Here is a 22575-nt window from a genome sequence, read left to right on the forward strand (position 1 = left end):
GAGTCAGTCGCTTTCGCTTGCTAACTCGAGGTGGCGTATAATACGCTTTCCTCTTTCAGAGTCAAGCGTTTATTTTCGCTTTCGTCTGACTGACTACCGGGTTGTGAAGCCGCTTTCGAAGCCGCTTTCGAAGCCGCTTCGCCGTGTCAGTGGAGGCGCATTATAGGGAGTTCTCAGAGCCTGACAACCCCTAATTTGAAAAAAACTTTCAAGCGTCGTTTTTTTACTCAAAACGGCACTAAAGTGCCAGTTTTTCGAGCCTTTCAAAGCCGTAACGTTGTAAAACGGGCATTAATTGCGCAGTTTCAGGCGTGAATGCCATACAATAGGCAATATTCGGATCTGCAGACGCCGCTTCAGGCGCTTCATGTTCCAGTAACCAAACGGTACGCCTTGCAATCGCGGCACCGGAATCGATCAGCCTCGTCCCCTCAGGTAACACTTCCAACAGTTCTTCCTGTAATAAAGGGAAATGCGTGCAGCCTAATACAACAGTATCCGGCGGCTCCGACATCCGTAACCACGGCCGCAGGATTTTACGCAGCTCGTCCAGCGGTACAGGCTCACCATGAAGCTTCGCCTCCGCCAGCTCCACCAGTTCGGCAGACCCCAGCATCTCAATTTTGCATTCGGTAGCAAATCGGGAGATAAGCTCGTGGGTATAAGGACGCTTGACCGTGCCGCGTGTTGCCAACAGACCCACAACCCCATTTGTCGTCAAACGCGCAGCCGGTTTAATCGCAGGCACAACGCCAACAACAGGGAAGTCGAACTTTTCGCGTAAAGCAGGGAGGGAAACAGTGCTTGCGGTATTACAGGCAATAACAGCGAGGGCTAAAGGATAATGCTGCTGGACAGCAGTCACTATTGAGACCACCCGGTCGACGATAAACTCTTCGCTCTTTTCGCCGTATGGAAACGCCACGTTATCGAAGGCGTAGATGTAATGAAGATCCGGCAGAAGCTGCCGAATCTCATTGTAGACGGACAGCCCACCAACGCCGGAGTCAAAAACCAGCACGGTGGGATGTGCATCAGAAGGTGTAGCTGCCAGACAAGTAGTATTCCCGTCCTGCAGTATGGTAGCCATAAACCGTCTCGTAATCTTTATCGAACAGGTTAGCTATTCTACCACGAACGGTCAGCTGTGACGTGACTGGATACGACAAGGCAACATCCCACAGGCTGACACCGCCCATTTTCACGGTTTGATAGGTATTGAAATCGGTGTCGTAGCGTGAGCCCAGGTAATGATAAGTTACGCTCCAGTCCAGATCGTAGAGCGCCCAGTCAAGCTGGTACTTCACCTGTTGCTTAGCGCGACGCGCCAGCGGTGCATCGGTCAGGCCATTGCGAGCGTCAACATAGTCATAGCTAACGCTGTGCTGTACTGGCCCGGTATCAAAGGAAGCCGTCCCTTCAATGCCTTTGATATTGGCCTTGCCTACGTTGTAATAGCTGTTCGTCCCGCTGTTGAAGTCGATCAGGTTATCAACAAGGTTGCGGTAACCCGAAACGCGCCAGTTCACACCGGAAGTTAACCCTTCAAATGCGCCTTCCCACTGACGGCTTTCTTCTGGATTCAGATCTCTGTTCCCGTAGAAGCCAAACAGCTGCCCCTGGTTTGGCGCCTTAAACGCCGTACCGTAGGAGGCAATAAAGCGATACCCCTCAACAAATTCCCATGCCGCACTACTCTGCCAGGTGCCGTGATTACCGAACTCTGAGTTGTTATCGTTACGCGCGGCGCCTTCAAAGGTGAAATCACCCAGCTTTTGCAGCGCTGTCAGATAGACGCCGGTATTACGCTGGTCGTAGCCGTCAGTTACATAGTTAGTACCCGGTTCAGTGCTTTGCTTCTGCCAGTCAACGCCCGCCCCAACATTTCCTGCACCGAGATCAACAGAGTTAGTCCACTGCAGGTTGTACTGCTTAATTTCATCCAGGGTAGCGCTTGAGTCGTAGCGCCCGAGGCGTGGATCGAAATTGTAATCTTTGCTGTGGCCGTAGCTGGAAATCAGCTGTGAGTGGAAGATATCGTTATTAAAGCGCAGTCCCGCGTCCCATGTCTGACTGTAGAGCTGACGGGTGTCCACCAGTTGGTTTGGCGTAAAGCTGCTATAAAGGCCGTCATAGGCCGTACGGTTATCGTAGCCGTAGCCACGCACAAAGCCGCTCCATTGCTCAGAAAAGCTGTGCTCAAGTGCTCCGTAAAGAGATTTACTCATAAAGCCGTCGCGATCGGGCTGACGCAGGCCGCCGGTATTACCCTCAGCCACAACGTCAAAACCTTTGGTGTACTCATAGTTGCCAGCCAGAGTCACGCGAGTGCTATCCCCCAGCTTTTGCTGCGTGCTGGCGTCATAGTTCTGGTAGCCGTTTGAGCCCACTCCCGCCGTCAGCGTTGTGCCGTCTTTATCTCGGGTGGTGATAATGTTGATGACACCGCCGATAGCATCAGAGCCATAGACAGCTGAACGAGGCCCACGGATGTACTCTACGCGCTGAACAAGAGAGACTGGAATCTGGCTGAGGTCGGAAGAGCCGGTCACGCCGGCCTGATTAAGGCGGATGCCGTCAATCAGCACCAGCACATGGCTGGAATTAGTCCCGCGAATAAACACTGAGGAGAGCTGACCAAGGCCACCATTTTGCGCAATATCTACCCCCGGCAGGCGGCGCATCACGTCAGTCAGAGATTTTGACTGCCAGCGATCGATATCTTCACGCGTGACCACCGAAGTCGGCGCCAGAACGCTATTCACCGGCTGCTGAAAACGATTCGCAGTCACTACCAGGGTATTGTCAGTGTTGCTGTCCTGCGCCCAAACTGAAAAAGCCGTTGCGGACAGAGCCGTCAACAGCGAAACCTTCTTTATCATCATTTATATAAGCACCCGCTTTCGACCAGGATGCCGCAGACATGGCAAATAGCACGCGATAGCCATATCACTTGCGACGTCGTTCCGGCAGGTCTTCGGGCTTGGGGGCTTAATTAAGATGAGGACTTCCCGCTTATATAAGAAAGCAGTGTCTGCTGAGTGCGTTCATCTTGCCGTTCCTTACCGCTGCGCGTCAGCCCCAGAATCACACTGGGTTCCCTTTTAACTCTCAGGAGGCCGGAAAAGCCATGCTACCGTTAGGCTTATACGGATGTCCAGACTTCCGGCCGAACTTCTTAACGCGATCGGGCTGGACATCCCGGGGCGAATCCCTACAATCGCCGCGTAGTTTGTATTCATTGACCGACTGGATGGCTAGCCATGACCCCTGAACACCTCCCGACAGATCAGTACGACGCGCAACTGGCGGAAAAAGTCACTCGCCTCGAAGGCATGATGGCGCCTTTTGCCGCACCGGCCCCGGAGGTATTCCGCTCACCGGTAAGTCACTATCGCATGCGAGCTGAGTTCCGCATCTGGCATGAAGGTGACGACCTGTATCACATCATGTTCGATCAGCAGACTAAAAGCCGCATCCGGGTCAACAGCTTCCCGGCGGCCAGCGAGCTGATTAACGCCCTGATGCCAGCTATGCTGGATGGCGTCCGCGATATTCCAGCCCTGCGCCACAAGCTGTTCCAGATTGACTACCTGACTACCCTGAGCAATCAGGCCGTAGTGTCTTTGCTCTACCACCGCAAGCTGGATGATGAATGGCAGCAGCATGCCGAGGCGCTGCGCGACAGCCTGCGCGCCCGCGGCTTTAACGTGCATTTGATTGGCCGTGCAACAAAAACCAAGATTGAGCTGGACCAGGATTTTATCGACGAACGCCTGCCGGTTGCCGGTAAAGAGATGATTTACCGCCAGGTTGAGAACAGCTTCACTCAGCCAAACGCGGCCATGAACATTCAGATGCTGGAATGGGCGCTGAGCGCGACAGAAAATTCAAGCGGCGACCTGCTGGAGCTCTACTGCGGGAACGGCAACTTCTCGCTGGCTCTGGCCCGCAACTTCGACCGTGTGCTGGCGACCGAAATCGCTAAACCGTCCGTGGCTGCGGCGCAGTACAACATCGCAGCCAACAATATTGATAACGTGCAGATTATCCGCATGGCGGCGGAAGAGTTTACCCAGGCGATGAACGGCGTAAGGGAGTTTAACCGCCTACAGGGAATCGATCTCAAAAGCTATCAGTGCGAAACCATTTTTGTCGATCCGCCGCGCAGCGGCCTGGATGCTGACACGGTAAAAATGGTTCAGGCCTACCCGCACATCCTTTATATCTCCTGCAATCCACAGACGCTGTGCGAGAACCTGGAAACATTATCCCAGACTCACAGCATCACCCGTCTGGCGCTGTTTGACCAGTTCCCGTACACGCATCACATGGAATGCGGCGTACTGCTCACGCGCAAATAGAAAAAGGACGCCTCGGCGTCCTTTTTGCTATTTATCGGGCTTACTCAGCCGCTTCTGATTTGCGGGAGCGAACTTTAAACAAAATCCAGAACAGCACAACCACCGACAGAATCGAAGGGATAAAGTTAGAGCCAATCGCCGGGTATTCAACGCGAACCACTGAACTATAAAGCAACACACCTAACACAAAACAGGCTGCAGCAAGGCTCGGTAACCCAACCGGCATCGTACGGTTCTGATAGCGCTGATGCAGGCAACAAACCGCCAGCACCAGAGCAATAATAGGAAATATCGAGAACGGAACAACCGAGCTGAACAGCGCGGCAAAAGATCCGTTAATCGACAGACCAGCGATTAACGCCAGCGCCAGCGTACCTCTATCTTGTAACTGTTTCATTGCTCGTTCCTTCACTCTTCGGATAAATGAGCCAGTGCCATTTTTTCTTGTTCCCGGCGATACCAGTAGTAAGCCCCTTTCGAGATCATACGTAGCTGCAACACCAGTCGCTCTTCGAGCTGGCGACGCTGTTCAATATCAACGTCCAGCGCTTCGGCACCTGCACTAAAAACAATCGTGACCATCGCTTCCGCCTGCGCTTCGGTGAAGCTGCGAGGCATGCGATTTTCGAGTTCTAAATAGTCGGCAAGTTCCGCAATGAAGTGCTGAATTTCACGGGCCACCGCGGCACGAAACGCCGCAGACGTGCCTGAACGTTCACGCAACAACAGGCGGAAAGCGTTAGGGTTATTGCCGATAAACTCCATGAACGTTGACACTGAGGTACGGATCACGCTGCCGCCTTTGGCGATGCGCTGCCGCGCCTGCCGCATTAACTGCCGCAGCATCAGGCCACTTTCGTCTACCATTGTAAGACCGAGTTCATCAACATCGCGGAAATGGCGATAAAATGACGTTGGCGCAATACCGGCTTCGCGGGCAACTTCACGCAGGCTCAGGCTGGCAAAGCTTCTTTCGGCGCTTAGCTGGCTAAATGCAGCCTCGACTAAAGAACGCCTGGTTCTCTCTTTTTGTTGCGCTCTTACACCCATCATATTGCCTGAATCCTTCAAACAGAGCTGGAACTATATCAGAGAATCAAGCTACCGCTTTTATAGTGTATTGTGAATGATTGTTTACGGAACATTGACCTGCCCAGGCGGGAAAAAGCACAACGAGAATTGGGGAAATTCCTGGTTGATGTTACCATCGTGTTGCCTTTATGTATAAAAACAGGTAAGCCTTACCATGCCACAAACCTACGATTATGACGCAATAGTGATTGGTTCCGGTCCCGGAGGCGAAGGTGCCGCCATGGGGCTGGTGAAACAAGGAGCCAGGGTAGCGGTGATTGAGCGCTACCACAATGTCGGCGGCGGTTGCACCCATTGGGGCACCATCCCTTCGAAAGCCCTCCGCCACGCCGTCAGCCGCATTATTGAATTCAATCAAAACCCGTTATACAGCGACCACACTCACCTTCTTCGCTCCTCTTTTGCCGACATCCTGAACCACGCCGACAGCGTGATTAACCAGCAAACCCGCATGCGCCAGGGCTTTTACGAGCGTAACCGCTGCGAGATGCTGCAGGGCGATGCGCACTTTGTGGATGAGCACACTGTCGAGCTTCTGTGCCACGATGGGTCGGTCGAAACCTACACCGCCGAGAAGTTTGTCATTGCCTGCGGTTCTCGCCCTTACCGCCCGCCAGAAGTTGATTTTACCCACCCACGTATCTACGACAGCGACTCAATTCTCAGCCTGCATCACGAACCGCGCCATGTGATCATCTATGGTGCCGGGGTGATCGGCTGTGAGTACGCATCGATCTTCCGCGGGATGAACGTCAAAGTTGATCTGATCAACACTCGCGATCGCCTGCTGGCTTTCCTCGATCAGGAAATGTCGGATTCACTTTCCTATCACTTCTGGAACAGCGGCGTGGTTATTCGCCACAACGAAGAGTTTGAGAAGATTGAAGGCGTGGACGACGGCGTGATTGTCTCTCTGAAGTCCGGCAAAAAAGTGAAGGCGGATTGCCTGCTTTACGCCAACGGACGTACCGGGAATACAGATTCACTGGCGCTGGAAAATATCGGGCTCGAAGCCGACAGCCGTGGACTCATCAAGGTCAACAGCATGTACCAGACCGCGCTGCCGCATATTTACGCGGTGGGTGACGTGATCGGTTATCCAAGCCTGGCTTCAGCAGCCTACGATCAAGGCCGTATCGCCGCTCAGGCGCTGGTGAAAGGGGAAGCCACGGGGCATCTGATCGAAGACATTCCGACCGGCATCTACACCATTCCAGAAATCAGCTCCGTGGGCAAAACGGAACAACAGCTAACCTCGATGAAAGTACCTTACGAAGTGGGCCGGGCGCAGTTTAAACATCTCGCGCGGGCGCAAATCGTGGGTATGAACGTTGGGACGCTGAAAATTCTGTTCCACCGTGAGACGAAAGAGATTCTGGGGATCCACTGCTTTGGCGAGCGCGCGGCCGAAATCATTCACATCGGCCAGGCGATTATGGAGCAGAAAGGTGGCGGTAACACCATTGAGTACTTCGTTAACACCACCTTTAACTACCCAACAATGGCAGAAGCCTATCGGGTAGCGGCGCTTAACGGCTTAAATCGCCTGTTTTAGCGCTGAGTCGAAATGGCCATCCATCTGCGTGCGGATGGCCTCTGCCAACTGCTCATAGCGGCTGCGCAGCGGCGATCCCGGACGATAAACCAGGCCGACGGTACGACGCGGTTCTGGTTTATAACACGGCAGATAAACTACGCCGTCTCGCTGGCGTTCATGCGGCACAGCCAGGGCTGGCAAAAGCGTGATGCCACTTCCTGCAGCCACCATGTTACGCAGCGTCTCTAAGCTTGTTGCCCGGAAATGGGTATCTTCATCCGCACCCGCTTCAAAGCAAAAACCCATGGCCTGATCGCGCAGACAGTGCCCGTCTTCCAGCATCAGCAGCTTTTCACCGGCCAGATCGGACATCGGCACACGGTCGCGATTTGCCCACGGGTGATCCTGATAAACCGCCAGCACCATCGGCTCATCAAACAGCGGCACCTCGATAAACGCTTCGCTCTCTTTTACCAGCGCCAGAATGGCACAGTCCAGCTTGCCGCTGTCGAGCTGCGCCAGCAGCTGATGGGTCTGGGCTTCATGCAGATACATTTCCAGCTTAGGGAAAGTCTGATGCAGCATAGGAATAATTTGCGGCAGCAGGTAAGGCCCCACGGTTGGGATCAGGCCAATATGCAGCGGGCCGGACATGGCTTCGCCCTGCTGGCTTGCCATCTCTTTCAGTACTTTGACTTCACGCAGCACCGTCCGCGCCTGATCCACCAGCAGCAACCCCGCCTGGGTGAACAGCACTTTACGGCTGGTACGCTCCAGCAGCATAACGCCCAGTTCATCTTCCAGCTTGCGAATCTGGCCGCTCAGGGTCGGCTGGCTAACGTGACAGGCATCCGCTGCCCGACGAAAATGGCGGTGCTCGGCCAGCGCCACCAGGTATTCAAGATCTCGAATATTCATTCTCTATCCTCCTGCGCCACGATAGTTCATGGCGATAGATAGCATAGCAACGAACGATTATCCCTATCAAGCAATGTTGGTGAATAATAGCCAGCAACAGCAAGGCGCATCGCTCTGACTTACCCCAGAACGACGCGCGGCTGCAGAGACTCTCTGTTCTCTGAACCTGACGAATTATTAAAGCCAACGTGAACTTTTAGCGGACAGTATGTCCGCTTTTTTTTGTTCAAATTTCGAGGGGATTAGACCAGGCGCTGTTTCGCGTCGGCGATAGCCTGAGCAACCTGCTTAGGTGAAACACCGCCTTTCGCGGCGCGCTTGTCGAGGCAGGATTGCAACGACAGAATCGGATAAACGTCGTCGCCAATAACCGCGCTGAATTTCTGCAGGTCGGCCAGGGTTAAGGCTTCCAGCGCTTTACCTTGTTTAATTGCTTCCACGACAGCCTCGCCGACAATGTGGTGAGCTTCACGGAACGGCACGCCTTTAGCAACAAGGTAATCCGCCAGCTCGGTGGCGTTGGCATAGCCTTGCTCAGCGGCTTCCTGGCAGCGAGGACGTTTAACCTGAATGCCGTCCAGCACCAGCACGGACATATGCAGACAGTCAAGCCAGGTATCGAGGGCGTCGAACAGGCCTTCTTTGTCTTCCTGCATATCTTTGTTATATGCCAGCGGCAGGCCTTTGAGGGTCATCATCATGCCGGTCAGGGCACCCTGCACGCGGCCGCACTTGCCGCGGATCAGCTCCAGCGCATCCGGGTTTTTCTTCTGCGGCATCAGGGAGGAACCAGAAGTCACGCGATCGGACAGCTCAACAAAACCGGCCTCCCCGGTGTTGAAGAAGATCAGATCTTCTGCAAAACGGGACAGGTGAACCATGCCGATAGAAGCGTTGGACAGCAGTTCCAGCACATGATCGCGGTCAGAAACGCTGTCGAGGCTATTGCGGGTCGCGGAAGCAAAACCTAACCAGCCGGCAAGCTGTTCGCGGTCAATTTCATAGGCGGTGCCTGCCAGCGCGCCGCTGCCCAGCGGGCTGACGTCCAGGCGCTGCAGAGTGCTTTGTAAACGGCTTTCATCGCGCGCCAGCATCTCGACGTACGCCAGGCACCAGTGAGCAAAAGTGACCGGCTGCGCGCGCTGCAGGTGTGTATAACCCGGCATCACCGCATCCTGATTGGCTTCGGCTGTTTCAATTAATGCTTGCTGTACCTGGCGGGTGGCAGCCAGCAGCTCGCTGATTTGCATTTTGCACCACAGCTTCAGGTCGGTGGCGACCTGATCGTTGCGGCTACGGCCAGTGTGGAGTTTTTTACCCAGCGCACCGACTTTATCGATCAGCTTGCCTTCCACCCAGCTGTGAATATCTTCCGCGTCGCTTTCCAGAATAGCCTGCGGGTTAACCTGCACTTCTTCCAGCAAGACTTTCAGGGCCTGCTCAAGCTGCTGTTGCTCAGCTTCAGTCAGCACGCCCACGGTGACCAACGCTTTGGACCAGGCGACAGAACCTACGATGTCTTGCTCAGCCAGGCGATAGTCAAAGCGTAAAGAGTCATTGAATTGCTTAAACCGTTGATCGGCTGCCTGAGTAAAACGCCCACCCCAAAGTGCCATAGTCATGCTCCATTCATCATATTGATATTCGTTTGCCCCTCACGCATTCCCGGCCTGGGAACACGTGAGGGTAAAAAATTACTTCTTAAGTTCGTTCAGCGCACGGATACGGGAAGAGAGCGAGAACAGACGGATAAAGCCGCCCGCGTGGCTGTGATCGTAAACTTCATCTTCGCCAAAGGTCGCAAACTCTTCGCTGTAGAGGCTGTTCGGGGATTTTTTCTGAATCGCCGTCACCTGGCCTTTATACAGCTGCAGCACAACTTCGCCGTTCACTTCTTCCGCCAGCGACTCGGCAGATGCCTGCAGAGATTTACGCAGAGGTGCAAACCAGCGGCCATCGTACACAACGTAGGACATTTCGAGACCCAACTGCTCACGCCATTTGAAAGAGTCACGATCCAGCACCAGTTGCTCAACGCCACGCAGAGCAGCCATCATAATGGTGCCCCCTGGGGTTTCATAGCAACCACGAGACTTAATACCCACCAGACGGTTTTCAACGATATCGATACGGCCAATACCGTGCCTGGCCCCGATAGCGTTCAGGGTTTCCAGACACTTGAATGGACTCATCGCTTCGCCGTTCACGGCCACAACCTTGCCGTGCTTAACGGTCACAGTGACCTGTTCAGCCTGATCCGGCGCTTCCTGCGGGTCAACGGTCCACACCCAACAGTCTTTGTTCGGGGCATTCCACGGGCTTTCCAGCACGCCGCCTTCGGTAGAAATGTGCCAGGCGTTTTCGTCACGGCTGTAGATTTTTTCCAGTGAGGCAGTCGTCGGGATATCACGCTCTTTCAGGTAATCGAGCAGCGCTTCACGGGAACGCAGGTTCCACTCACGCCACGGAGCAACAACCTTCAGATGCGGAGCCAGCGCGACCCAGGTAGATTCAAAACGCACCTGGTCGTTACCTTTACCGGTTGCACCGTGGCACAGCGCATCTGCGCCCACTTTATTCGCCACATCCACCAGCGCTTTAGCGATCAGCGGACGCGCCATAGAAGTGCCGAGCAGATAGCTGCCTTCATACAGCGCCCCGGTCTGCAGCACAGGGTAAACATAGTCGCTGATAAACTCTTCACGCGCATCGACCACGTAGCACTCAGACGCCCCGGAGCGCAGCGCTTTTTGCTCAACGCCTTTCAGATCTTCACGATCCTGGCCGATATCCACCACGCAGGCGACCACTTCGCAGCCGCCGTAGTTTTCTTTCAGCCATGGAATGATGGCTGAAGTGTCGAGGCCGCCAGAGTATGCGAGAACGATTTTTTTGATGCCGTGATTTTGCATTGTCTTGTCCTTGTTAAAACTATTCTTTGTCTATGCCAGAATCCGGGTGCCGATAGCCACACCGTTGAATAAAGAGGGTAGCTGATCCGCGTGGCGCCATGAGGCAATATCCACCGGGCGTCCCAGGGTACGGGCCGCATCCAGCGCCGCGTTCACTTTCACAATCATGCCGTCGGTGATAATGCCTTGCTCAATCAGCTGTTCGGCTTTGGCCGCCGTCATCTCAGCGATGCGCTGACCTTTACCGTCCAGGATACCGCTCACGTCGGACAACAGAATCAAATCCGCGCCGAGCGTTGCGGCCAGCGCCGTTGCCGCCTGATCCGCATTGACGTTCATCAGCTCGCCTTCAGTGGTCACACCGATGGAGCTAACAATCGGCAGGAAGCCGTTTTCCAGCAGCGTATTAATCAGTTTTGGCGAACCCGGTTTAGCCAGGCCGACGTGGCCAAGCGCTTCGTCAAGCTGAGTCACCGTAACGCTATCCCCGTCCCCGAGGCTCAAGCCAACGCCGTTAATGCCATGCTTCTTCGCCCAGGCCAGCAGCGTCTTGTTGGCCGTGCCCGCCAGCGCACCGGTAATAATGTCAATCTGGTCGGCAGGCGTCACACGCAGGCCGTTTTTCTTTTGTACCGGCAGCGCCAGCTTCTTCATCAGCTCATCCACCAGGCAACCGCCGCCGTGAACAATCACCAGCGGACGCTGATGGGACTGGCGATAGTTCACCAGCGCGGTAAACAGGCGCTCCAACGCCTCTTCGCTATCCAGCAGCACGCCGCCCAATTTGATAATTAAAGGATTCATCATTTCACCCGACCGACGGTTAAATAAGGGACTGCGTTTCGGCGAAGCCAAAACGAATATTAAGACACTGTACTGCCTGAGCCGCGGCACCTTTCAGCAGGTTATCCTCGGTGGCAACAACAATCAGGTGCTCATCCTGCACGGCAAAGCCGATGTCGCAGAACGGCAGGCCAACCACATTTTTCAGCGCCGGAACGCCTTTTTCGTACAGGCGAACCAGCGGCTTGTCGCCGTAAGCCTGGCTAAACGTCTCCGCAATCTGCTGCTGCGTAACGCCAGCTTTCAGGCGACAGGTAATCGTCGCCAAAATGCCACGCGGGAAATTGCCGAGGTGCGGGGTGAAAATCACCGACGCGCCAAGATGGGTAGCGATTTCTGGTTGATGGCGATGATTAAACACGCCGTAAGGCTGCAGGCTAACTTCGCAGAAGCTGTTGGAAATCGCGGCCTTGCGCCCGGCACCGCTGACGCCGCTGGTGGCGTTGATCACCGGCCACTGGTTCAAATCCAGCAGATCGGCATCAATCAGCGGCTTCAGCGCCAGCTGAGACGCCGTCGGATAGCAGCCCGGCACGGCAATTAAATTGCTCTCTTTGAGCGCAGCACCCTGCCATTCGGCCAGGCCATAAACCGCTTTTTCCAGCAGCTCAGGATGCTGATGGGTAAAACCGTAATAACGTTCATAGAACGCCGGGTCGTTAACGCGGAACGCGCCTGAGAGATCGATCACCACGCAGCCTGCCGCCAGGAACTGCGGAGCCAGATCGTGGCTGACTTCGTGGGCGGTGGCGAGGAACACCACATCCACACCCTCGCTGAACTCGCTGATGTCGGACATCGCCTGCAGCGGCAGATCAACAATGCCCTTTAACTGCGGATGCAAATCAGATATCAATTTTCCTGCATCTGAACTTTGCGCTGAAACCGTCAAAGCGGTTATGTTCATATCAGGATGGCGATTCAAATAGCTTACAAGCTCTGCGCCTGCATAACCGCTTGCACCCACAATCAGCGTATTCAACATCTGGGTCGTTCACCTTGTCTTTTCGGTCTGCTCAGAGTGCCAGCCTGACGCTTTCACCCACGTCCGTTAGCGTGGTTTTTTATTCACCGGAACGCTTAACTGTTCCTTTACGCTCAACGTTATTGTATTTTTATTCACAATTAATGCATGAATATTGATACTATCCTAACCTAAGGCCTGTCAACAGTGAAGATGAAATTACCGCCTTTTATCGAGATCTACCGCGCCCTGATCGCGACACCTTCCATCAGCGCCACCGACAGCGCGCTGGATCAAAGCAATGAGTCTTTAATCAATTTACTGGCGGGCTGGTTCCGCGACCTCGGTTTTAACGTCGAAATTCAGCCTGTGCCAGGCACTCGCAATAAATTCAATATGCTGGCGAGCAGCGGCCAGGGCGCTGGCGGCCTGTTACTGGCAGGGCACACCGATACTGTGCCGTTCGACGATGGCCGCTGGACGCGGGACCCGTTTACCCTGACCGAGCACGACAACAAGCTTTACGGCCTGGGTACCGCCGACATGAAAGGGTTCTTCGCGTTCATTCTGGATGCCCTGCGCGACGTGGATGTGACAACCCTGAAAAAGCCGCTCTACATATTGGCCACCGCCGATGAAGAGACCACCATGGCAGGTGCACGCTATTTCGCTGAAACAACCTCGCTTCGTCCGGACTGTGCGATCATCGGTGAACCGACATCGCTACAGCCGGTACGTGCGCACAAAGGACACTTGTCTAACGCCATTCGTATTCTGGGGCAGTCCGGCCACTCGAGCGATCCGGCGCGCGGCGTTAACGCCATTGAACTGATGCATGATGCCATCGGCCACATTCTCACGCTGCGCAATACGCTGAAAGATCGCTATCACCATGACGCCTTCACCGTGCCGTATCCAACCCTCAACTTAGGGCACATTAACGGCGGCGACGCGGCAAACCGCATTTGTGCATGTTGCGAACTTCACATGGACATTCGCCCGCTGCCGGGTATGACATTAAACGATCTGAACGGTTTACTGACCGAAGCATTAGAACCGGTAAGCCAGCGCTGGCCTGGTCGCCTGACGGTCTCTGAACTTCATCCGCCGATCCCAGGCTACGAATGCCCGCCGGACCACCAGCTCGTGCAGGTCGTTGAGAAACTGCTCGGCGCGCAAACGGAAGTGGTGAACTACTGCACCGAAGCACCGTTTATCCAGACCGTATGCCCAACGCTGGTGCTTGGTCCTGGCTCCATCAACCAGGCTCACCAGCCGGATGAATACATCGATACCCGCTTCATCAAGCCAACCCGGGAGTTAATCACTCAGGTAGTGCATCATTTTTGTTGGCATTAATTAATCGCGGTAAAAGGGGGTTTTACCCCCTTTTTAATCTGGAATAATCAGTATTCCTATAAGAAATGCTTATATGCGAAGTTGGTAATTAAATTTCATAAATTCGCGTCATTTCCTCGTTTGCTGAAACGATTTCGTAGCAATTGACGAATGGTTTATGACGTGGCTTTATAAAAGGCGGTGTTGAACCTTCACGGGTGAAATTAAGTTACATAATAGATTGGGCTGGAGTCATATGAACGAACGCTATTCTGCTTTGCGAAGTAATGTCAGCATGCTCGGAAAACTGCTCGGAGATACCATCAAAGATGCGCTGGGAGAAAATATCCTCGACCGCGTAGAAACGATCCGTAAGTTATCCAAGTCCTCCCGCGCCGGTAATGAAGCCAATCGTCAGGAGCTGCTGAGCACGCTGCAGAACCTCTCAAATGATGAACTGCTCCCCGTCGCCCGCGCCTTTAGCCAGTTTCTTAATCTTGCCAACACCGCAGAGCAGTACCACAGCATCTCCGCGACGGGCGAAGCGGCCAGCAACCCAGAAGTCATCGCTAAAACGCTGCAAAAACTGAAAAGTCAGCCGGGCATCAGCGAAGCAGACATTCGGGCAGCCGTTGAGTCTCTCTCTCTGGAGCTGGTGCTCACCGCTCACCCTACCGAGATCACTCGCCGTACCCTGATTCATAAACTGGTTGAAGTGAACAGCTGTCTGAAGCAGCTCGACCACAGCGATCTCGCCGACTACGAGCGCAACCAAATCATGCGCCGCCTGCGTCAGCTGGTTGCTCAGGCATGGCATACCGACGAAATTCGTAAGCATCGCCCTTCCCCGGTCGACGAAGCCAAATGGGGCTTCGCGGTGGTAGAAAACAGTCTGTGGGAAGGGGTGCCAAACTACCTGCGTGAGCTTAACGAACAGCTCGAAGAGAATCTGAATTACAAACTGCCCGTGGACTTCGTCCCGGTACGCTTTACCTCCTGGATGGGCGGCGACCGCGACGGCAACCCGAACGTAACGTCCGAAATCACCCGTCACGTCCTGCTTCTCAGCCGCTGGAAAGCCACCGACCTGTTCCTGCGCGATATCGCGGTCCTGGTTTCCGAGCTGTCGATGGTGGAATGCACGGCGGAGCTTAGCGAACTGGCAGGGCCGGATGCGGGCCAGGAACCTTACCGCCACATCATGAAAGGCCTGCGCCAGCAGCTGCTCTCCACCCAGGCCTGGCTTGAAGCCCGCCTGAAAGGCCAGCGTCTGCCAAAGCCGGAAGGTCTGCTCATTCAAAACGAGCAGCTTTGGGATCCGCTCTACGCCTGTTATCAATCCCTGCAGGCCTGCGGCATGGGCATCATCGCTAACGGGCAGTTGCTGGACACCCTGCGCCGCGTGAAATGCTTCGGCGTGCCGCTGGTACGCATTGATATTCGCCAGGAAAGCACCCGCCACAGCGAAGCGCTGGGCGAAATGACTCGCTATCTTGGCATCGGCGACTACGAAAGCTGGTCAGAGGCTGATAAACAAGCCTTCCTGATCCGCGAACTGAACTCCAAGCGCCCTCTGCTGCCTCGCCAGTGGGAGCCAAGCGCTGACACTCAGGAAGTGCTGGAAACCTGCAAAGTGGTAGCCGAAGCGCCACGCGGTTCCATTGCTGCCTACGTTATTTCGATGGCCAAGACGCCGTCAGACGTGCTGGCCGTTCACCTGCTGCTGAAAGAAGCGGGCTGTACCTTCGCCCTGCCGGTTGCTCCGCTGTTTGAAACCCTCGACGACCTGAATAACGCCGACGACGTCATGACCCAGTTGCTGAATATCGACTGGTACCGTGGCTTTATCCAGGGCAAACAGATGGTGATGATTGGCTATTCCGACTCGGCGAAAGATGCTGGCGTGATGGCTGCATCCTGGGCGCAATATGAAGCGCAAGATGCGCTGATCAAAACCTGTGAGAAAGCCGGTATCGCCCTGACGTTATTCCACGGGCGCGGCGGCTCCATTGGCCGTGGCGGTGCGCCAGCGCACGCAGCTCTGCTTTCTCAGCCACCAGGCAGCCTGAAAGGTGGCCTGCGCGTCACCGAGCAAGGTGAGATGATTCGCTTTAAATACGGCCTGCCAGAAATCACCATCAGCAGCCTGTCGCTCTACACCAGCGCGATCCTTGAAGCTAACCTGCTGCCGCCGCCAGAGCCGAAGAAAGAGTGGATTCAGATCATGAACTCACTTTCTGCGACGTCCTGCGAGATGTATCGCGGCTATATTCGCGAGAACACAGACTTCGTGCCGTATTTCCGTTCCGCCACGCCGGAGCTGGAATTGGGCAAACTGCCGTTGGGCTCTCGCCCAGCTAAACGTCGCCCAAACGGCGGGGTAGAATCTTTACGTGCGATCCCGTGGATCTTCGCCTGGACCCAAAACCGCCTGATGCTGCCGGCCTGGCTGGGCGCAGGCGCGGCGCTGCAAAAGGTCGTGGAAGAAGGCAAGCAAAGCGAGCTGGAAACAATGTGCCGCGACTGGCCGTTCTTCTCCACTCGCCTTGGCATGCTGGAGATGGTGTTTGCCAAAGCCGACCTTTGGCTGGCGGAATACTACGATCAGCGCCTGGTGAAGCCAGAGCTGTGGAAACTGGGCAAACAACTACGTGACCAGCTGGAAGCCGACATCAAAGTCGTGCTGGATATCGCCAACGACTCACACCTGATGGAAGATTTACCGTGGATTGCCGAGTCGATTACCCTGCGTAATATCTATACCGATCCGCTGAACGTCCTGCAGGCCGAACTGCTGCACCGCTCGCGCCAGTCGGAAGAGAAAGGCGAAGCGCCTGATGCCCGCGTAGAGCAAGCCCTGATGGTCACCATCGCCGGGGTTGCCGCCGGGATGCGTAATACCGGCTAAGATTTTTTAGCTTCGTCATTTCCCCCGCAAACGCGGGGGTTTTTATTTCTAACTAGTGAAAACGCTCATCGCCACTCAACGCGCTTAACACGTTTATTGCACCCGCCATCTTCAACAAATAAACAACAAAAAACCAAAAGCATTGGCCTTATAAATATCCCCGGAACAAGCCTGAAATTACGCTGTCATTATTCCGACACATTTTCTATATTGTGCGCAAAAGTCACCCAGCAATGGGTGACTTTTTTCGTGAGTACAAGCCATCGTAGCGTTCATAACTAAGGCTTACTTAAGGTTTTCTCATTACGGTTAATGATAATTTAATAGCACAGGCAAGAGTATGCACTTCACATTGAAACAGTCTGAACGGAAGTTCAGCATTAAAGCCCTTGGATGGGTTTTACTCTACTTTTGGTATTTTTCCTCGGTTTTGCAGATTGCCATCTTAACAACAGGCTACAGCGGTACAACGGGGCTGCGTGACTCCTTACTGTTTAGCTCTCTGTGGTTTATTCCTGTATTTCTGTTTCCACAGCGTACGCGCATTATTGCCGCCTTTATTGGCGTTATCCTTTGGGCAGCCTCAATCGCCGCCCTGGGTTACTACGTCGTCTACGGGCAGGAGTTCTCGCAAAGCGTTCTGTTTGTGATGTTCGAAACAAACGCCAGCGAGGCCAGCGAATACCTGAGTCAGTATTTCAGCCTGAAGCTGCTGCTCATTGCGGTTGCCTATACGCTGGGTGCCATCTTTCTTTGGACCCGTCTGCGCCCGGTTTATATTCCAAACCCGTGGCGCTGGTTGGTTTCCTTCGCCATCCTGTTCGGCCTGGTGCTCAATCCGGTGGGTAAAGAGTGGCTTATCAACAAACGCAGCCTTGGCGAATCCTTCTCCAGTATTTCTTATCGCCTTGAGCCTGCGGCCCCCTGGCAGTTTATCGTCGCCTATACCGAATATCGCCAGCAGTTGGACAGCCTGAATAACCTGCTAACGTCCAACAATGCGCTGCCGCCGTTGGCTAACCTGAAAGACGCCTCTGGTAATGCGCCGCGCACTTTGGTACTGGTTATTGGTGAGTCAACGCAGCGTGGCCGCATGAGCCTGTACGGCTACCACCGCCAGACAACGCCAGAGCTGGATGAGCTGCATAAAACTGACCCGCAAATGACGGTGTTTAATGACGTCGTCACTTCACGTCCTTACACCATTGAAATTCTGCAGCAGGCGCTGACGTTTGCAGACGAGAAAGATCCGGACCTCTACCTGACTAAGCCTTCGCTGATGAACCTGATGAAGCAGGCCGGGTACAAAACCTTCTGGATCACTAACCAGCAGACCATGACCGAACGCAACACCATGCTGGCCGTATTCTCGAAGCAGACCGACAAACAATATTATATGAACCAGCAGCGTACCCAGAGCGCGCGCGAATACGACACGAACGTCCTCGCGCCGTTTAAAGAGGTTCTGGCCGACCCTGCACCGAAAAAATTCATTATTGTGCACCTGCTCGGCACGCATATTCGGTATGACTTCCGCTACCCGGAAAACTGGAACAAGTTTGATGGTAAAACGGACGATTTACCGGCTGGATTAACCAAAGATCAGCAAGAATCCTACAACAGTTACGATAACGCCAACCTGTTTAACGACCACGTGGTTTCCACGCTGATCAAAGACTACAAGGCCAGCGATCCTAACGGCTTCCTGCTCTATTTCTCTGACCACGGGGAAGAGGTTTACGACACACCGCCGCATCAGACCCAGGGGCGTAACGAAAACAAACCTACGCGTCATATGTACACCATCCCGTTCATCGTCTGGACGTCACCGACCTGGCAGCAGGCCCACCCGCGTGACTTCTCGGGAGATATAAACCGCAAATACAGCAGCTCAGAACTGATTCATACCTGGTCTGATTTAGCCGGTTTAAGCTATGACGGCTACGACGCAACACGGGCCATCACCAGCCCGCAGTTTGTCGAAGCGACCCGCTGGATTGGTAACCCGTATGATAAAAATGCGCTGCGGGATTACGATGCGCTGCCTTACGGCGATAGCGGCAGTAATCAGTAACGCTTTTAGCCCGTAAAGTAAAAAGCCCCGCTCACAGTTGAACGGGGCTTTTTTTATGTGAAATCAATGTCTACAGCTTGGGTCGAACGCCTAAAGTGTGGCAGATCGCATAGCTCATTTCCGCCCGGTTAAGCGTGTAGAAGTGGAAATCCTTCACGCCTTCCCGGCTCAGGATTTTCACCATATCCATGGCAATGTTCGCGCCCACCAACTGGCGGGTTTCGGCATCGTTATCCAGGCCTTCAAACATTTGTGCCATCCACGACGGAATACGCACGTTAGTCATATCGGCAAATTTCTTCGCCTGCCGGAAGTTTGAGACAGGCAGAATACCCGGGATTATCTCGACATCAATGCCTGTGGCCGCGCAGCGATCGCGGAAGCGAAGATAGCTTTCAACATCAAAGAAGAATTGAGTAATCGCGCGGTTAGCACCGGCTTCAATTTTACGGCGCAGGCTGAGTAAATCCGCCTGGGCGCTTTTGGCTTCGGGATGGACTTCCGGATAGGCCGCAACGGAAATATCAAAGTCGCCGACTTCCTTGAGCAGCCCCACCAGGTCAGAAGCATACATATCCGGCTTACCGCTGCCAGGCGGTAGATCACCACGCAATGCAACGATATGGCGGATGCCGTTGTTCCAGTAGTCCTGCGCAATCGCCTGCAGTTCATCTCGCGTTGCATCGACACAGGTCAGATGCGGGGCTGCTTCAAGGCCGGTACGCTCTTTGATGCCTTTGATGATGCTGTGGGTACGGTCACGCTCGCCGGAGTTCGCCCCGTAGGTCACAGAAACAAACGTTGGCTTCAGGATGCTTAGCCTGTCGATAGACTTCCACAGGGTTTGTTCCATTTCACTGCTGCGCGGCGGGAAAAACTCAAAGGAAACATGAATATGCCCGGCCACTTCGGCCAGACTCTGGTTCAGCGCTTCCCGCTGATTCGCGTGAAAAAAGCTCATACCCTTACCTCGTCAATCGCATCGTTATCGTGTGGTGGCGTTTTATTGCTATCCAGACGTTTAGACGTCCAGATAGAAAGATGACCGAAAAGGCGAAAGGCGTCAATGAAAATGTCACCACAAAATGTGGAGGAATTCTCACATAAGATGAATTTTTTTCAGGAGAAACGGAGAAAGGGACATGCAGGAAAACGCACTCTCTTCCAAAGAAAGAGAGTGCGGGAAAGAAACTACAGCAGTTGTGCCAGGCGGTTCAGATCGGACTGAATGGCCCCGGCGGTAACATCGCGCCCGGCGCCAGGCCCGCGGATCACCAGCGGGTTGTCACGGTACCAGCGGCTTTCAATCGCGAAGACGTTGTCACACGGCAGCAAAGCGGCAAGCGGATGCTCTGCCCGCACGGCTTCAACCCCCACGCGAGCCTTGCCGTTCGCATCAAATCGGGCCACATAACGCAGCACCAGCCCCATCTCCTGGGCAGCCTCGAGCCGCTGCAGCATTTGCTCGTTCAGCTCATCACCGTTTTCAAAGAAATGGTCAATGGAGCCGCCTTCACAACCTGCGGGCACCAGAGATTCCACACGAACCTGATCCGGCTCGATGTCATAACCCGCCTCACGGGCCAGGATCACCAGCTTACGCATGACGTCTTTACCGGACAGGTCCACGCGCGGATCTGGCTCGGTTAGCCCCTGCTGCCAGGCCTGATCAACCAGTTCTGTAAACGGCACTGTGCCGTCAAACTGCAGGAACAGCCATGAAAGCGTCCCCGAGAAAATACCGCTGATAGCCAGAATAGCATCGCCGCTGTCACGCAGGTCGCGAACCGTATGGTTAACCGGCAGCCCTGCGCCCACCGTGGCGTTATACAGCCAGTGCCGGCCCGTTTTCTCAAACGCATCACGAATCTGGCGATACTTCTGGCCGTTCCCTGCGCCGGCAAGCTTATTGGCGCTGATCACATGGAAGCCATGACTGGCGAAGTCCAGGTATTGATCGGCGAGCTGCTCGCTGGCGGTCACGTCCAGTACCACTAAATCATCATACGGATGAGCCCGCATCCACAGGAACAGCGACTCTTCGTCCTGCTGAACTGCCTCATCATTGAAGAAGGCCAACGCGCGACTGGCATCCAGACCGTCGTAATTCAGCAAGCTACGGCTGCTGTCCACCACGCCAGCCAGCACAAATTCAAACCCGGTACGGGCGGAGAGAATTTCCTGTTCGCGGGCAAACAGCTCAAGCCAGCGGGAACCGATGTTGCCTTTGCCGAACAGCATCAGACCGATACGCTTCTCAGCACGAAACAGCGAATTGTGTAGCCCCTGAATCAGGCTTTCCGTTGGGCCTACGCGCAGCACGGCCACCAGGCTAATGCCGTCTTCCGACTGCCAGATAAACTCCACGGGATGATCTTTCAACTGCTGCCAGAAACGGTGGCTATGCAGCGGGTTACGGCAAACGCCGGCCCCGACCATTGCCACCAGCGCCAGGCCTTCACGCAGACGAAGCTCGCCCTGCAGGCTGGCATTCTGGAGAAGTTGCAGCACGCTGTTGGCGACTTCCGAGGTGTAGCAGAGCTGCAGCAAATTACGGTCGGGATGCACGCCAATCGACAGCGGACGCACCTGACCGCGCTTGAGGATCATATCCAGCTCTTTTTGCGCCAGCTTGAAATCCTGATGCGACGGCACCTGGTATTCGATCAGGCAAACATCGTCATGACTGGTGACAATCCGGGCACCCGTGCCGGACGCCAGAACGCGCTCAATACGGGTCGAACCTTGCTCTGGCGAATAGCTGCAGCGCAGTTGCAGGTCAATATCGCTGCCGGATACGGGCTGTAATGTACGAGCGTGTAGCACCGGCGCGGCAAGACGAGCCAGCTCGCTGGCTTCATCCAGACGCAGCAGAGGCAACAGGCAGGCATCTTTCACTTTACGCGGATCCGCACTGTAAACCCCGGCCACGTCGCTCCAGATAGTTACGCGAGAAACGCCAGCCAGCGCGCCAATCTGCGTCGCTGAATAGTCAGAACCGTTACGCCCCAGCAGCACAGTTTCACCCGCTTCATTGCTGCAGATAAAACCGGTCACAACCAGGCGTTTATTCGGGTGCTGGGCAAGCAAGTTTTGCAGCAGCGGCCAGGAACGGCCTTCGTCAACCTGTGGCTGGGCCGCACGTTCAGCACGCATAAAATCGCGGGCGTCCAGCCAGGCGGCTTCAACGCCCTGCTGATTCAGCACCGCAGCCATCAAACGCGCCGACCAGACTTCCCCGTGACCAACAACCTCTGCATAAACGGCATCGGTCATTTTACCGTCCAGCAGAACAGCAAGGCGCTCAAGGTCGTGGATAAACCCGGCAATCAGGCCATCCGCCACTTCCGGCGGCAATAAACCGCTAATAAGGTCGCTCTGATAGCGGCGCAGCGTTTGCTGAACCTGATGCGCGGAAAGCCTGTCGCTCTGGCTCAGCTTAAGCCAGTTAATCAACTGGTTAGTGGTACTGCCGGCGGCCGAAACCACCATCATGTCACCCGGTCTGGAATATTCGGTCATGATACCCGCCACGCGCAGGTAACATTTCACATCGGCAAGACTGCTGCCCCCAAACTTGTGCAGTTGACGAACCGGCGTCCCTGCTGGTGCTGAAACACTCATG

The 22575-nt window shown here is 54.7% G+C and carries 16 protein-coding genes and 1 riboswitch; of the genes, 5 read left to right on the forward strand and 11 right to left on the reverse strand.

Going from position 1 to position 22575, the window contains the following annotated elements; translation table 11 throughout:
• Positions 1-238: 238 nt before the first annotated feature.
• Both murI and btuB read right to left on the reverse strand, forming a co-directional pair.
• Entirely contained in the window at positions 239-1090 is an 852-nt protein-coding gene (murI, locus tag F3J26_RS20620; protein ID WP_166879262.1) for a glutamate racemase, read from the reverse strand.
• Positions 1035-2882, reverse strand: coding sequence for a TonB-dependent vitamin B12 receptor BtuB (btuB, locus tag F3J26_RS20625; RefSeq protein WP_166995830.1), 1848 nt, complete (start codon positions 2880-2882; stop codon positions 1035-1037). Before btuB ends, murI begins: the two co-directional genes overlap by 56 nt.
• A gap of 69 nt (positions 2883-2951) precedes the next feature.
• A riboswitch (cobalamin riboswitch) is annotated at positions 2952-3139 on the reverse strand.
• A 124-nt stretch (positions 3140-3263) separates the two neighbouring features.
• On the opposite strand from btuB, the gene trmA reads away from it, so the two are divergent.
• Positions 3264-4364, forward strand: coding sequence for a tRNA (uridine(54)-C5)-methyltransferase TrmA (gene trmA / locus F3J26_RS20630; protein ID WP_008457579.1), 1101 nt, complete (start codon positions 3264-3266; stop codon positions 4362-4364).
• A gap of 40 nt (positions 4365-4404) precedes the next feature.
• Here the strand turns inward: trmA and F3J26_RS20635 are convergent, their stop codons facing one another.
• Entirely contained in the window at positions 4405-4761 is a 357-nt protein-coding gene (locus F3J26_RS20635) for a YijD family membrane protein (RefSeq protein WP_008457577.1), read from the reverse strand.
• An 11-nt stretch (positions 4762-4772) separates the two neighbouring features.
• Positions 4773-5414, reverse strand: coding sequence for an HTH-type transcriptional repressor FabR (fabR, locus tag F3J26_RS20640; RefSeq protein WP_039289193.1), 642 nt, complete (start codon positions 5412-5414; stop codon positions 4773-4775).
• A 196-nt stretch (positions 5415-5610) separates the two neighbouring features.
• Between fabR and sthA the strand changes: the two genes are divergently transcribed.
• A complete protein-coding gene (gene sthA / locus F3J26_RS20645; protein WP_008457573.1) occupies positions 5611-7011 on the forward strand; it encodes a Si-specific NAD(P)(+) transhydrogenase in 1401 nt (466 codons plus the stop codon).
• On the opposite strand, the gene oxyR is transcribed toward sthA, so the two are convergent.
• The 5 genes from oxyR to argC form a co-directional block, all read right to left on the reverse strand.
• The gene (oxyR, locus tag F3J26_RS20650) at positions 6994-7911 is read right to left on the reverse strand and encodes a DNA-binding transcriptional regulator OxyR (RefSeq protein ID WP_008457571.1); all 918 of its coding nucleotides are present in this window, start codon (positions 7909-7911) and stop codon (positions 6994-6996) included. The genes sthA and oxyR overlap by 18 nt on opposite strands.
• A gap of 242 nt (positions 7912-8153) precedes the next feature.
• The gene (gene argH / locus F3J26_RS20655; RefSeq protein WP_008457569.1) at positions 8154-9527 is read right to left on the reverse strand and encodes an argininosuccinate lyase; all 1374 of its coding nucleotides are present in this window, start codon (positions 9525-9527) and stop codon (positions 8154-8156) included.
• 78 nt (positions 9528-9605) lie between these two features.
• Positions 9606-10823: an argininosuccinate synthase gene (locus F3J26_RS20660; RefSeq protein WP_166995751.1), complete on the reverse strand. Its 1218-nt coding sequence runs from the start codon at positions 10821-10823 to the stop codon at positions 9606-9608.
• Positions 10824-10853: 30 nt separating this feature from the next.
• Complete coding sequence (gene argB / locus F3J26_RS20665) at positions 10854-11630, reverse strand: acetylglutamate kinase (protein WP_156107012.1); 777 nt, start codon at positions 11628-11630, stop codon at positions 10854-10856.
• 16 nt (positions 11631-11646) lie between these two features.
• Complete coding sequence (gene argC / locus F3J26_RS20670) at positions 11647-12651, reverse strand: N-acetyl-gamma-glutamyl-phosphate reductase (RefSeq protein ID WP_166995753.1); 1005 nt, start codon at positions 12649-12651, stop codon at positions 11647-11649.
• A gap of 186 nt (positions 12652-12837) precedes the next feature.
• On the opposite strand from argC, the gene argE reads away from it, so the two are divergent.
• The 3 genes from argE (at position 12838) to F3J26_RS20685 (ending at position 18950) form a co-directional block, all read left to right on the forward strand.
• Positions 12838-13989, forward strand: coding sequence for an acetylornithine deacetylase (gene argE, locus F3J26_RS20675; protein WP_034808745.1), 1152 nt, complete (start codon positions 12838-12840; stop codon positions 13987-13989).
• Positions 13990-14224: 235 nt separating this feature from the next.
• On the forward strand, positions 14225-16876 hold the full coding sequence (gene ppc, locus F3J26_RS20680) for a phosphoenolpyruvate carboxylase (RefSeq protein WP_166879269.1): 2652 nt from the start codon (positions 14225-14227) through the stop codon (positions 16874-16876).
• Positions 16877-17216: 340 nt separating this feature from the next.
• Complete coding sequence (locus tag F3J26_RS20685) at positions 17217-18950, forward strand: phosphoethanolamine transferase CptA (protein ID WP_008457558.1); 1734 nt, start codon at positions 17217-17219, stop codon at positions 18948-18950.
• A gap of 70 nt (positions 18951-19020) precedes the next feature.
• On the opposite strand, the gene metF is transcribed toward F3J26_RS20685, so the two are convergent.
• Together metF and F3J26_RS20695 are read right to left on the reverse strand one after the other, a co-directional pair.
• Positions 19021-19911: a methylenetetrahydrofolate reductase gene (gene metF, locus F3J26_RS20690; protein WP_008457556.1), complete on the reverse strand. Its 891-nt coding sequence runs from the start codon at positions 19909-19911 to the stop codon at positions 19021-19023.
• Positions 19912-20141: 230 nt separating this feature from the next.
• Complete coding sequence (locus F3J26_RS20695; protein WP_166995755.1) at positions 20142-22574, reverse strand: bifunctional aspartate kinase/homoserine dehydrogenase II; 2433 nt, start codon at positions 22572-22574, stop codon at positions 20142-20144.
• Position 22575: the final 1 nt, after the last annotated feature.

The sequence above is a fragment of the Enterobacter sp. Ap-867 genome, from assembly GCF_011752855.1.
Taxonomy (GTDB): domain Bacteria; phylum Pseudomonadota; class Gammaproteobacteria; order Enterobacterales; family Enterobacteriaceae; genus Cedecea.